Source organism: Streptomyces cellostaticus (genome assembly GCF_023630175.1).
GTDB lineage: Bacteria > Actinomycetota > Actinomycetes > Streptomycetales > Streptomycetaceae > Streptomyces > Streptomyces cellostaticus_A.
Genome location: NZ_JALLIN010000083.1, coordinates 1 through 12062, shown reverse-complemented (window position 1 = coordinate 12062; position 12062 = coordinate 1). Strand labels below are relative to the sequence as shown.

12 protein-coding genes are annotated in these 12062 nt (G+C 71.2%); 4 read left to right on the top strand and 8 right to left on the bottom strand.

Annotated elements, in window-relative coordinates:
* Positions 1-6 precede the first annotated feature (6 nt).
* Positions 7-555 (bottom strand): cysteine hydrolase family protein, encoded by a 549-nt coding sequence (locus MXD57_RS30655; protein ID WP_250405458.1) that lies wholly within the window; start codon positions 553-555, stop codon positions 7-9.
* An 83-nt stretch (positions 556-638) separates the two neighbouring features.
* Here MXD57_RS30655 and MXD57_RS30650 point away from each other — a divergent pair, with 83 nt between their 5' ends.
* Entirely contained in the window at positions 639-1205 is a 567-nt protein-coding gene (locus MXD57_RS30650) for a GNAT family N-acetyltransferase (RefSeq protein ID WP_250405456.1), read from the top strand.
* 188 nt (positions 1206-1393) lie between these two features.
* Here MXD57_RS30650 and MXD57_RS30645 read toward each other — a convergent pair whose 3' ends face one another.
* From MXD57_RS30645 to MXD57_RS30620, 6 genes are all read right to left on the bottom strand, one after another.
* A complete protein-coding gene (locus MXD57_RS30645) occupies positions 1394-2911 on the bottom strand; it encodes a type IV secretory system conjugative DNA transfer family protein (RefSeq protein ID WP_250405454.1) in 1518 nt (505 codons plus the stop codon).
* Positions 2912-2922: 11 nt separating this feature from the next.
* Complete coding sequence (locus MXD57_RS30640; protein WP_250405452.1) at positions 2923-4335, bottom strand: ATP-binding protein; 1413 nt, start codon at positions 4333-4335, stop codon at positions 2923-2925.
* A 14-nt stretch (positions 4336-4349) separates the two neighbouring features.
* Positions 4350-5888, bottom strand: coding sequence for an SCO6880 family protein (locus tag MXD57_RS30635; RefSeq protein WP_374114765.1), 1539 nt, complete (start codon positions 5886-5888; stop codon positions 4350-4352).
* A gap of 14 nt (positions 5889-5902) precedes the next feature.
* Positions 5903-7234 (bottom strand): hypothetical protein, encoded by a 1332-nt coding sequence (locus MXD57_RS30630; protein ID WP_250405450.1) that lies wholly within the window; start codon positions 7232-7234, stop codon positions 5903-5905.
* On the bottom strand, positions 7224-8042 hold the full coding sequence (locus MXD57_RS30625) for a hypothetical protein (protein ID WP_250405448.1): 819 nt from the start codon (positions 8040-8042) through the stop codon (positions 7224-7226). The genes MXD57_RS30630 and MXD57_RS30625 overlap by 11 nt, the downstream gene beginning before the upstream one ends.
* A gap of 168 nt (positions 8043-8210) precedes the next feature.
* On the bottom strand, positions 8211-8519 hold the full coding sequence (locus MXD57_RS30620) for a hypothetical protein (protein WP_014673544.1): 309 nt from the start codon (positions 8517-8519) through the stop codon (positions 8211-8213).
* 467 nt (positions 8520-8986) lie between these two features.
* On the opposite strand from MXD57_RS30620, the gene MXD57_RS30615 reads away from it, so the two are divergent.
* The 3 genes from MXD57_RS30615 (at position 8987) to MXD57_RS30605 (ending at position 11800) form a co-directional block, all read left to right on the top strand.
* Positions 8987-9766: a trypsin-like serine peptidase gene (locus MXD57_RS30615; RefSeq protein WP_250405447.1), complete on the top strand. Its 780-nt coding sequence runs from the start codon at positions 8987-8989 to the stop codon at positions 9764-9766.
* A gap of 93 nt (positions 9767-9859) precedes the next feature.
* Positions 9860-10876, top strand: a complete 1017-nt coding sequence (locus tag MXD57_RS30610; RefSeq protein ID WP_250405446.1) for a C40 family peptidase — start codon at positions 9860-9862, stop codon at positions 10874-10876.
* 222 nt (positions 10877-11098) lie between these two features.
* On the top strand, positions 11099-11800 hold the full coding sequence (locus MXD57_RS30605; RefSeq protein WP_250405444.1) for a phosphatase PAP2 family protein: 702 nt from the start codon (positions 11099-11101) through the stop codon (positions 11798-11800).
* A gap of 194 nt (positions 11801-11994) precedes the next feature.
* On the opposite strand, the gene MXD57_RS32110 is transcribed toward MXD57_RS30605, so the two are convergent.
* The gene (locus MXD57_RS32110; protein WP_374114764.1) at positions 11995-12057 is read right to left on the bottom strand and encodes a BBE domain-containing protein; all 63 of its coding nucleotides are present in this window, start codon (positions 12055-12057) and stop codon (positions 11995-11997) included.
* Between the last annotated feature and the right edge of the window lie 5 nt (positions 12058-12062).

The following is a 12062-nucleotide window of genomic DNA, read 5'->3' as shown; positions in this document are numbered from 1 at the left end:
AGAACGCTAGAAGGCCACCTCGGCCGTCTTCACCGTGCCGCCCTGACGGCCCGGCGCCCTGTGCCCCGCCCAGTAGAGGTTGGTGTGGGCGATCACCTGCTCCGGAGCGGGAGCGCCGTACTCGGTCAGGTCCTCCGTGGTGTGGGCGTCGGCGACCAGCGTCGCGTCGTAGCCCCGGACGATCGCGCCGTGCAGAGTCGAGCGGATGCACACGTCCGTCTGGGCGCCTGCGACGAGCAGCCGGCCCACCTTCCGCTCCGCCAGCACCTCCTCCAGACGGGTCTCCTCGAAGGAGTCGGCATAGCCCTTGGCGACCAGGGGCTCGGTGTCCCGGCGGACCAGCTCGGGGACGTAGGCCCAGCTCTCGCTGCCCTCCTCCAAGTGCTTGTCGGAGTGCTGCACCCAGATCACCGGGACATCCGCCGCGCGGGCCCGGCCGATCAGGGTGTCGATGTTGGCGATGACGCCGTCGCGGTCGTGGGCGCCGGCCACCACGCCGTTCTGGACGTCGATGACGAGCAGCGCCGTGTTGGGTCGTTCGGGAAGAGTGGTCATGGGGACACCGTAGGGCCCGGCACCGACAGCGGGCCGCGCTTATATCGGGTGAGGGCGGTGACGGGCGCGGCTACCGTGACCGCATGAGCACCCCGACCGGCGATGCCGATGCCTACGCCGTCCGCGCCATACGCCCCGACGAGTGGGAGGCCGTGAAGCAGCTACGGCTCGACGCGCTGCGGGACCCGGTCGCGCACATCGCCTTCCTCGAGACCTACGACGAGGCCCTGGCCCGGCCGGACTCCTTCTACCGGGAACGGGCGATCGGTTCCGGCGAAGGGTCCGGCACGGCGCGGCAGTTCATCGCCGAGACCCCCGGCGGGAGCTGGGCCGGTACGGTCACCGTGCTGCTCGAGCAGGCCGGGACGACGGACTGGGCCGGGTGTCCGGTCGAGCGGCGTCAGGGTCACGTGGTCGGGGTGTTCGTCCGGCCGGAGCACCGGGCCAACGGGCTGATCGGGATGCTGCTGGACGCCGGTGTCGCCTGGGCCTGGCGGCAGCGGGCCGAGCGGGTGCGGCTGTTCGTGCACGCGGACAACACGCGGGCCCAGGGTGCCTACCGCAAGGCGGGCTTCGGACCGAGCGGGCTGGTCGTGTCGTTCTCGAAGGACGAGGCCGAGAACGAGCTGGAGTTCGTACGGACGCGCTGACCGGCCCGCCGCGGCACCCTTCCGGCCCGGTCGGGTGCCGGGCGGTCGGCGCGCGGCGCGGCACAGCCCTGCCGGTGCGGGCGGACGCATGCCGTCGCCGCGTGCCCGCGGTGTCACGGCGCCGTCGAGGAACGGTGCTCCGGGACCGGTCGCGGGACGGTGTTCCCGGACCGGTGACAGGAAGACGTTCAGGCAGGCAGCTCCTGGTGCGGCCAGCGGGCCCTGGCCTGTTCGCGGGAGCGGAGCAACGCGTGGGTGGGCATCCCCTGGTCGGCTCCGGTGGCGAGCAGATCGGGGAGCTGGGGGATGGGGGCCACGGCCGCGATGTCGTCCAGGACCAGGGTCAGTGGTGGGTCGAGCCGACCGGAGGATGACCGTTCGGCCATGCGCCGGCCGTGCTCGACCACGCTGGAGACGAGGGCCGTCAGGAGGGGCATCGCTCCCGGATGGGTTCTGGGGTCCTCGATGGATTCACCGACCACATAAAGTGTTCCCCCTTCGTGCACGAGGGAATCCAAGGCGAGGGCATCGGTTCGGTTTGGAGTGCAGGCCTCGCGGATGTTGACCGTGGAGAGGGCGGACAACGCCCTGCCGATCAGCTCCTGTGCCATGTCCCGCCGTTCGGGATACGCGGTGAGGGAGGCCTCGAGTTCGCCCGCGGCGCCCGGGGCGGCCTTGGCGTGGGTGCGCAGGATGCGCACGGCGTCCTGGACCTGGATGCCCTGGGCCCAGCGGTGGACGTGGCGGACGGTGCGGGACTCCAGGGCGGCGGCGTGCAGACAGCTACGCAGCAGCGTGGTCGCGGTGTCGGCCACGGCCTGGTCGAGCCGGGCGGTGGGCCGGACCGGGCACAGGAGGCCGGTGGCCCTGCTCAGCGCCGTTTCCCTGTCCTCGCAGCCACTGGTGGGGGACCAGTGGAGCCGGGCCGGGGTGTCGCAGAGATGGGTGGGGTCGTAGAGGTGGACGGGGCCCAGTTTGGTTCTGGCGTCCTTGGTCTCCGCCCAGAGGGCGGGGTTCGAGGTGACCACCAGGGTCGGGCCCGGTGCGTCCTGGACGGCCTGGACCGCGGTGCTGTGCCTGGCCGGGGCGGCGCCGAAGCACACCCCGCCCGCGGCGCCGGGCGCCTCCGGGCCGGCCTGGGGAGCGCCGCCGCCCACGAGGTCTTCCACAGGCTGTGGAGCGGGCTCCGCGCGCGGAACCGGGACCTCGTGCCGCTGCTCTCGCAGCGCCTCGGGCACCGGAACGACGGCGGGCACCGTCGGCACCGTGGACACGGCAGGCACCGCGGGCGGGGCGGGAGCGGCGGGAGCGGGTGCCGTCCCCCGCGTGACGGCGCGCCGCGCCTTCCCGGCCCGCCATTTGGCCACCGTGCCCATCACGAACAGGGTGAGGACGAGCAGGATCATGAGCTGGCCGATGAACAGGCCCCAGAACAGGCCCCAGCCGGAGAGCTGGGCGGCGGGGGTGTCCGGCCAGGCGCCGGGCAGGTCGTGCGGCTCGCCGACGAGGTGGCGCATGGCCAGGGCCGTGCGGGTGAACGTCACGCCGTCCGGCCAGGCGCCGTGGGTGAACAGGGCCGCCAGACCGGTGGCCGTCCACACCAGCAGGGTCATGCCGAGGAGGAAGGCGAGTATGCCGATCAGCAGCCCGTCGGGGATTCCGCCCCGGCCCTCCCGATGGGTGTCACGGCGCTCGTCCGGTCTCACTCCCGCCTCCCCTACGCCACCGTCGATTCCGAGTCGCCCAGGTGCTGCTCCACGAAGGCCGCCGCCCGCTGCTCGGCCTCCAGCTCGGCGGCGCGCAGGGCGTCGTCGGCCGCCCGGTCGCTGGCGGACTCGGTCATCGCGCGGTCGGTGAAGACCAGCGGACGTTCGGTCTCCGTGATGAGGTGTTTGACCACCTGGACGTTGCCGTTGACATCCCAGACCGCGATGCCCGGGGTGAGGGAGGGGATGATCTCGACCGCCCAGCGCGGCAGGCCGAGGACCCGGCCCGTGGCTCTCGCCTCGTCGGCCTTCTGGGCGTAGACGGTCCTGGTCGACGCCATCTTCAGGATCGCCGCCGCCTCCTTCGCCGCCGCGCCGTCCACCACGTCGGACAGGTGGTGGACGACCGCCACGAAGGACAGGCCGAGCCGGCGCCCGAACTTCAGCAGCCGCTGGAAGAGCTGTGCCACGAACGGGCTGTTGATGATGTGCCAGGCCTCTTCCACCAGGAAGATGCGCTTCTTGCGGTCGGGGCGGATCCAGGTGTGCTCCAGCCACACGCCGACGATCGCCATCAGGATCGGCATGGCGATGGAGTTGCGGTCGATGTGGGACAGGTCGAACACGATCAGCGGGGCGTCCAGATCGATGCCGACCGTGGTCGGGCCGTCGAACATGCCCCGCAGGTCACCGTCGACCAGCCGGTCCAGGACCAGGGCGACGTCCAGGCCCCATGCGCGCACGTCCTCTACGGCGACGTTCATCGCCTCCGCGGACTCCGGTTCCGGGTGCCGCAGTTGCTCCACGATGTCGGTGAGGACCGGCTGGCGGTCGAGGATGGACTCGTTGACGTAGGAGTGGGCGACCTTGAGGGCGAAGCCGGAGCGCTCGTCCAGGCCGTGGCCCATCGCCACCTCGATGATGGTCCGGAGCAGCGCGAGCTGGCCCGTGGTGGTGATCGAGGGGTCCAGGGGGTTCAGCCGGATGCCGTGGTTCAGGGCCGCGGTCGGGTCCAGGCGGATGGGAGTTATCCCCAGCTCCTCCGCGATCAGGTTCCATTCGCCGACGCCGTCCTCGCCCTGGGCGTCCAGGACGACGACCTGGCGGTCCCGGAAGCGGAGCTGCCTGAGGACGTAGGTCTTCTCCAGGGCCGACTTGCCGTTGCCGGACTCGCCGAGCACCAGCCAGTGGGGGGCCGGCAACTGCTGGCCGTAGAGCTGGAAGGGGTCGTAGATGTAGCCCTTGCCGGAGTACACCTCGCGGCCGATGATGACGCCCGAGTCGCCGAGGCCGGGCGCGGCGGTGGGCAGGTAGACCGCCTGGGCCTGGCCCGTGGAGGTGCGCACCGGCAGCCGGGTCGTCTCGACCTTTCCGAACAGGAAGGACGTGAAGGCTTCTGTGAGAACGGACAGCGGGTCCCGCATCAGCGCATCAGCCCCTACCTTCGAATACCGGTGGCGAAGGGAAGTGTGTTCACGAAGGCCCGGTGGTGCTCGCGGTCGCACCACTCCAGCTTCAGGTACGACTTGCCCGCGGAGGCCCTTATGGTCCGCTTGTCGCGGTTGAGGGCCTCCGGGGACCGGGCGGAGACGGTGATGTAGCCGACCAGGTTGACGCCGGCCGCGCCGCTGGCGAGGTCTTCTCCTCGCTGGTCCAGGCGGTTGTGGGCGGCGATGTCGCGCGGGTCGACGGTGCGGTTCATCTTGGCGGCGCGGGAGGCCTCGGCCTCGTCGTTGGTCTTCTCGGTCAGCATGCGTTCGATGGCTACCTCGGTGGGCTCGAGATCCATCGTCACGGCGACCGTTCGGATGACGTCCGGGGTGTGCACCAGCAGGGGCGCGAGGAAGTTGACGCCGACGGGGGTCATCGGCCACTCCTTCACCCAGGCGGTGGCGTGGCACCAGGGGGCGCGGGTGGCGGACTCGCGGGTCTTGGCCTGGAGGTAGGTGGGCTCCATGGCGTCCAGTTCGGCCGGCCAGGCGTTGCGCTGGGTCATCGCCTGGATGTGGTCGATGGGGTGGTCCGGGTCGTACATGGAGTGGATGAGGGAGGCGAGTCTGCCCTGCCCGAGGGGCTGGCGGACGCGGATGTCGGCCTCCTGCAGCCGGGAGCAGATGTCGGTCAGCTCGCGGGCCATGACGACGGCGAGTCCGGAGTCCCGGTCGACCTTGCCGCCGTGCGCGCGGACGGCCTTGGCCATGGCGTGTGCCTCGGCGGCCAGTTCGCGGCCGTAGTGCATGCAGGCGACGAGGTAGGCGCGGTGCTGCTCGCTGCTGGTGGACACCATGGACTGGAGCTGGTCGTAGGACCGGGACAGCCAGTCGGGCGCCTTGTCGTCGCCGCGCAGGGTGACGTCCTTGGCGTGGGCGTCGGGGTCGGCGGGCAGGGTCCGGGCGAGCATCTGCAGCCGGGTGACGAAGCCGTCGCCGTTGGCGACGTGCTTGAGCAGTGTGCCGAAGCGGTCGACGAGGGCCTCCTGGTCCTCGGAGTCGCGCAGACCGACGCCGGGGCCCTCGATCTCGATGGCGGCGGTGACGGTCTTGCGGTCGGCGTGCAGCAGCACGGCGATCTCGTCGGGCCCGAACGGCGCGGCCAGCCAGGTGATCCGCCCGATGCCGGGCGGCGGTCCGACCTCGACCTCCCGCCCGTCCAGCCGGGTGCCGGCCTCGACCGCACCGGAGCGGTAGGTGGTGCCACGCTTGACGGTGCGCTTGTACGAGCGGTTGATCTCGAACCACTTGTAGAAGGTGCGGCGCTTGTAGGGCACGTAGACGGCGGCGAGCGCGAGCATCGGGAAGCCCGTCAGCAGCACGATCCGCAGGGACAGTACGGGGACGAGGAGGCCGCACATCATGCCGAGGAACGCACCGGCGACGATCAGCGCGATCTCGCCGGACTCGCGGTTCCGGCCGATGATCGCGTTCGGCCGGGCGCGGCCGATCAGATACGTACGGCGGGGCGTGACCGGATGGGACATGTGGGACTCGGTCGTCAACGCCCGTCACCTCCTGAACTGTTGCTGCTGTTGCGGGTGTTTGCGGCGTGCGGGGTGTTGACCGGGCTGGAGGCACGGGGCGCGGGCGCGGCGGAGGGGACCGCTCCGCCGCCGCCCTGTCCGGTGCGTCCGCTGTGCGCGGCGACTCCGCCGGAGGCGGGGTTGGCGGGGCGGGCGCCGGTGGAGCCGCCGCCGGAGCCGTTGTTGTCGGCGCGGGTGCTGTGCGTCTTGATGCCCTGGGCGACGAGGGTGGCCGGGGAACTGATCACCGCGGCGGCCTTGCCCTCGGCGCCCTGCATGATGCGGTTGCTGCGAGAGCCGGCGATCTCGTCACCGAAGCCGGGGACGAAGCGGTAGATCATCGCGCTGGCGAAGATGGCGAGCAGGATGATGGCGAGCCCGGAGACGACGGCGGAGAAGGCGTCCGGGCCGTTGTCGCCGGCCAGTGCGCCGGCCAGGCCGAGCACGATGACGATGACGGGCTTGACCAGGATGACGGCGATCATGATGCCCGCCCAGCGCCGTACGTGGCCCCACAGGTTCTTGTCGACCAGGCCGGCGTAGACGACGGTGCCGAGCAGGGCGCCGACGTAGAGCAGGGCGGCGCGGATGACCAGCTCCAGCCAGAGCACGCCGGCGGCGAGGATGCTGACCAGGGAGACGACGATCAGCATGATCGGGCCGCCGCCGATGCCGTCGCCCTTGTCCAGGGCGCCGGAGAAGGTGCCGAAGAACGTGTCGGTCTGGTCGCCGGTCGCCTTGGCGAGGACGTCCGTGACACCGTCGGCCGCGGAGACGACGGTGTAGAGGATCAGCGGGGTGAAGGCGGAGGCGAGCACCGTCAGCCACAGGAAGCCGACGGCCTCGGAGATGGCGGTGGTCAGCGGTACGCCGCGGACCGCGCGCTTGGCGACGGCGAGCAGCCAGAGCAGCAGGGTGAGGATCGTCGAGGCGGCGAAGACGACGGCGTACTGCTGGAGGAACTTGGGGTTCGTGAAGTCGACGTTCGCGGTCTCCTTCACGGCGTCACTGAGCTTGCCGATGGTCCAGGACGCGGCGTCCGCGCAGCCCTTGCCGAGGGAGGAGAGGGGGTCGAGGGTGGAGGTGAGGGGGTTGTCGGGGGTGGTGAGCCCCTTCTTCGAGCCGCCGCTGTCCTTCTCGCAGTACTGTTTGGCGGCGCCGTGGATCAGGTCGCAGGCGTCGTCGCTCTTCGTCGGCGAGGGCGACGGCGAGGGCGCGGCGAAGGCATGGGTCGCCAGGAGGACCGCTGTCGTCTGCATGGCCGTGACGGCGGCGGCCAGGGTGAGTACGCGGCGGCTAGCGGGCATAGGTGAACCCTCCGTACTCGTCGACGGCCTTCGAGATGTCTTCCGAGCTGGAGGCCTTGTCGTCGCCGGGAACGGGCGCCGGACCCTCCTGCTGCGAGTGCGCGATGATCTTCCAGTCCCCGGCGGTCCACTCGAGTTTCATGGTGATGGTGAACCAGCTGTTGGTGACCGGGTTGGTGGATTTGTCGCCCGCGAGGCCGAGGAGCCCGCTGCACCAGACCTCGACCGTGGCGGCGTCACTGGTCGCCTCGGTCGCCTTCGTCCCGATCGGGCTCGTACGCGAGACGAACGTGTAGCCCTTCGGTGCCGTGCCGTCCGCGTACAGGCCGAGACTCTGACTGAAGTCGGGTGTGTACGCCTTGTCCATCGCGGCCTTCGAACTCCTCACCGCGGAAGGGGTCATGATGGCCTGGAGGACGGAGTCGCGCTCGGTCTTGTTGAACATCTCCGCCGACCCCAGCGCCACCGCGTAGTTCGCGGCAGCGCTCTGCGCGCCCTGCTCCGTGTGGGCGAAGCCCGAGGGGATGTCGGCGGACCTGGTGTCGACCGGCTTCGTGCCGCTCGCCGCCGTGGACGCGGCCTTCGGCCGGATCGCCTTGTCGGCGGAGCCGTCCGCGGCGGAACCGTCTCCCCGGTTCGCGAAGGCGATCGCCGCGATGAGGAGGACCACCACGCCGACGACCGTGACCAGGCCCCGGGAGGAGGAGCGGCCCGTTCTGCGGGGCGCGCCGCCGTAGGGGTCGCCGCCGGGCAGGCGGGTACGGGTCTGGCCCGTCTCGGTGTAACCCTGCTCGTCTCCGGGACTCATGCCGGGTAGGCCCCCTCCACGTCGTGGACATACGACGGTAGCCGTGCTGGTTCCCGCGCGGACGCGGTGTGATGACTCGACATCAGGGAAACGCAACCTCAGCCGGTGGGCACGACGGGTGGGTGGGGTGGAGGGGACGACCGGGCCGGCCCGGCGGTGGAGGGGGCGTCAGACCGCCATGCCGTACACGATCGTGAACAGCGTGCCGAGGGAGCCGATGATGAACACCCCGGTGAGGCCCGCGATGATGAGGCCCTTGCCCTGTTCCGCGCTGAAGGTGTCCCGCAGGGCCGTCGCGCCGATCCGCTGTTTGGCCGCTCCCCAGACCGCGATGCCGAGGCAGAGCAGAATCGCCACGGCCATGACCACCTCGATCATCACCTTGGCCTCGTTGCCCAGACTGCCGAAGGGGCCCCAGTCCGGAGCGATCCCGCCGATGATGGTGTTGATGTCTCCCTTGTCGGCCGCAAAGAGCATGTAAGTCACCGCCCCTGGTGGGTAGTTCCGCAAGCCCCCTGCGGTGCGCAGAGGTCAGGCCCATTCTCGCTGACAACGCCGCGGTCGTATGTCGACTTGACGTCATTGGCCGACGGGTTTCGCATGAATGACCCGTACGGTAACTCTGTGTATCACGGCAGGTCACGCCGGGCAACGAAGTCGGAGCGGAACCTGTCGTGTGGTTCCGTCGTTGACCCCTTCTACGACTCCGCACGGGGTCTGGCGGCTGGTCGGGTGAGGCGTCGACACGATGTTCTCACGCCGGATCGGCCGCCCTCGGTCTCGGGCGCGGAGACGGTCACCCGGTGTGACGGCCCGGGGGGCGGGGGTGGCGGGGTGACAGTACGGTGGATGCGGTCGCGCGGCCCCCGTCCGGGGGTCTCGCGGGGCGGGTTCCGGTGTGGCCGGGGCGGTTCTCCCGGCGCGTGGCGGAGAGTGGGGGCCTGATGAAGCGCATCTCCCGAACCGTCCGTGCCCGGTTCACCTCGCGGCCCGCTCTCCTCGGTGCCGTGGTGCTGCTCGCGCTGACCTCCGCCTCCGTCGCGGCCGCCGACGCCGGGCCCGCGCCGCTCGGGGTCACCGTCGTGGCCGCGCGGACGGCGCGCACCGCGCGCGTGGGCGCGCTGTTCGCGGCCGACCGGGCCGGCGGACCGGCCGGCGGGCATTTCTGCACCGCCTCGGTCGTGCACAGCCCGCAGCGCGATCTGATCGTCACCGCGGCGCACTGCGTGGACGGGGCCGACGGCGATCTGGTGTTCGTGCCGGGATACCGGGACGGGAGGGCGCCGTACGGGGTGTGGAGGGTGGGGAAGCCGTTCGTTCCGGACGGATGGGCGAAGGCGCGGGACGAGGACAGTGACATCGCTCTCGCGCACCTGGAAGCGCTGGACGGCAGGAGGGTCGAGGACGTGGTCGGGGCCGGCCGGCTCCGGGCCGGGGTCGTCACCGGTGCCACCGCCGTGACGCTCACCGGCTACCCCGACTCCCGCGAGGTGCCCGTCAGCTGCACCAACTGGCCGGTCCGGCAGGGCCGTACCCAGCAGCGCGTCGACTGCCCGGACTTCCCGGGCGGCACCAGTGGCAGCCCCTGGACCGATCGCGACGGTCGGGTCGTCGGGGTGCTCGGCGGGTACGAGAGGGGCGGGAGCACGGCCGACGTCTCGTACAGCGCGGTGCTGCGCGGGCAGGCGTCGGCGCTGTACCGCAGGGCCACGGCGGTCTCCTGAGGGCGGGTCAGCCGTTGCGTCCGGCGGTCGTTCTCGCCGTTCCGCTGTGAAATGGCGCCACTTCGCTCCGATGAGGACCGGAACCGGTCCGGCATGGGGGAGAGTTGGACCGTGCGGAAGGTATGGGTGCTCGGTGGTGCGGCGGTCGGGCTCGGCATGGGCTTCGTCATGCTGCTGGTCGTCGGGGTGTACGTGGTCGCCGGAAACCTCGTCAACAACGCCGCGGGCAGCCGGGGGCTCGCCAAGGGCGCCGTACCGGCCGCCTACCGGCAACTCGTGCAGCAGTGGGGCAACCTGTGCCCCGCGCTGAGCCCGGCGCTGCTCGCCGCCCAGCTCTACCAGGAGAGCGGGTGGAACCCGACCGTCGTCAGCCCGGCGGACGCGCGCGGCATCGCCCAGTTCATCCCGAGCACCTGGGCGACCCACGGCATCGACGGCAACGGCGACGGCCGGCGGGACATCTGGGACCCGAGTGACGCGATTCCGTCGGCCGCGTCGTACGACTGCGAACTCGCCAAGTACGTCAGGGACGTTCCCGGGGACGTCTCCGACAACATGCTCGCCGCCTACAACGCGGGCGCCTACCGCGTCATCAGTTCGGGCGGGGTGCCGGCCATCGCCGAGACGCGGAACTACGTCAAGCGGATCCGCAGCCTGGAGGAGAGCTTCGCGGCGCCGGTCACCCGGCTCGACCCGAGCCGGCAGGCGGCGGGCGCCATCGCGTTCGCCCAGAGCAAGCTCGGCACGCCCTACCTCTGGGGCGGCACCGGCACCGCCGGCCAGGGAGGACGCTTCGACTGCTCGGGTCTGACCCAGGCCGCGTACGAGAAGGTCGGCATCACCCTGCCCCGGGTCGCCAACGACCAGTACAACGCCGGTCCGCACCCCGCTCGGGGCGAGCTGATGCCCGGCGACCTGGTCTTCTTCTCCGACGACCTCACCGACTCGCGGGCCATCCGGCACGTGGGTGTGTACGTCGGCGGCGGATACATGATCGACGCGCCGAGGACGGGGGCCGTGATCCGGTTCGACCCCGTCGACACGCCTGACTACTTCGGTGCCACCCGCGTGACCGAGGATGGCGCAAAAGCGCTCCCCACCAACGTGTGAACCGAGCGTGAACCTGCCCCCTGAGCTGCGGAGATGAGTCTCTCTTCGATAACGTCTCAGTGATCATTCGGTGGAGAGTGGAACGTATTGACGGGGGCCGTGCGTTCCTGTTGACGTAGCCGAGCGGACGTCAGTGCAGCGGATGCGGATCTACGAACCACGGGGAGCCGGAGCGACGCACACGAGGTGCGTCCGGGACTACGACGAAGGGGCCACAGCACCATGGCTGTACTCGCCGAATCCGGATCGAACCCCGACGTCGACCTGCTGTACGACATCAATGGCCTGGCCAAGGACGCGCCGCACTGGTTCGACCGGATCATGGAGTTCGTGGGCGAGTACGGGCTGCTGGTGGCCATGGTGCTGCTCGTGCTGGGGTGCTGGTGGTCCGTGCGGCGGCGCGGCGACGAGGAGGCGGCCTCCTCCGTCGCGGCGCTGGTCTGGGCCCCGCTGGCGGCCGGCGTCGCGGTCCTGGTGAACGTGCCGATACGGGGCTTCGTCGAGCGGCCGCGGCCCTTCGTGGACCACCGGGGGCTGGACGTCCTCGTCTCCGGGAAGACGGACTTCTCCTTCGTCAGCGACCACGCGACGATCACGATGGCACTGGGCGTCGGACTGTTCGTGGCCAACCGCCGCTTCGGCCTGGCCGGCATCGGGGTGGCGCTGCTCGAGGGGTTCTGCCGGATCTACATGGGCGTGCACTACCCGACGGACGTCGTCGGCGGATTCGCGCTGGGCACGGCGGTCGCACTGCTGCTGTCGCCGCCGGCCATGGCGCTGCTGACGCCGCTGATGAAGGCCGTCGAGCGGTCGCCGAGGGCGGGGTGGCTGGTACGGAGCCGTTCCGCGGGAGAGCGGGGAAGTGCCCTGCTGCCCGGTTCCCGCAGCGAGTTGACGGCCGAGGAACGGGATCTCGCGGCGTAGCCGCCGCTGACCCCGGCCGGGGAGAGGCTCGCTCGTCCACCCGTTCGCGGGGTGCGTGCCCCGGGCCCGGCGGTCCGGGTGCCCGGCAAGGGGCGTGGGGAAACGGCACGCCCGGTCGCGGGGTCCCGCGGCCGGGGGCGAGCCACGGCCGGGGCGACGGGGCGCAGCCCCGGTGCGCGGGAGGAGAGGACCAGCTAGAGCCCCTGCGCGTAGGAGAAGAAGCGGTCCGGGTCGTACCGCTTCTTCACCGTGCCCAGCCGCG

What these genes read in the sequence shown, in the direction of transcription:
- MXD57_RS30640 (WP_250405452.1), bottom strand. Translation starts at nt 4,335, where the DNA reads ATGCGGGACCCGCTGTCCGTTCTCACAGAAGCCTTCACGTCCTTCCTG.
- MXD57_RS30610 (WP_250405446.1), top strand. Translation starts at nt 9,860, where the DNA reads ATGGGGGAGAGTTGGACCGTGCGGAAGGTATGGGTGCTCGGTGGTGCG.
- MXD57_RS30625 (WP_250405448.1), bottom strand. Translation starts at nt 8,042, where the DNA reads ATGAGTCCCGGAGACGAGCAGGGTTACACCGAGACGGGCCAGACCCGT.
- MXD57_RS30635 (WP_374114765.1), bottom strand. Translation starts at nt 5,888, where the DNA reads ATGTCCCATCCGGTCACGCCCCGCCGTACGTATCTGATCGGCCGCGCC.
- MXD57_RS30615 (WP_250405447.1), top strand. Translation starts at nt 8,987, where the DNA reads ATGAAGCGCATCTCCCGAACCGTCCGTGCCCGGTTCACCTCGCGGCCC.
- MXD57_RS30620 (WP_014673544.1), bottom strand. Translation starts at nt 8,519, where the DNA reads ATGCTCTTTGCGGCCGACAAGGGAGACATCAACACCATCATCGGCGGG.
- MXD57_RS30655 (WP_250405458.1), bottom strand. Translation starts at nt 555, where the DNA reads ATGACCACTCTTCCCGAACGACCCAACACGGCGCTGCTCGTCATCGAC.
- MXD57_RS30650 (WP_250405456.1), top strand. Translation starts at nt 639, where the DNA reads ATGAGCACCCCGACCGGCGATGCCGATGCCTACGCCGTCCGCGCCATA.
- MXD57_RS30630 (WP_250405450.1), bottom strand. Translation starts at nt 7,234, where the DNA reads ATGCCCGCTAGCCGCCGCGTACTCACCCTGGCCGCCGCCGTCACGGCC.
- MXD57_RS30605 (WP_250405444.1), top strand. Translation starts at nt 11,099, where the DNA reads ATGGCTGTACTCGCCGAATCCGGATCGAACCCCGACGTCGACCTGCTG.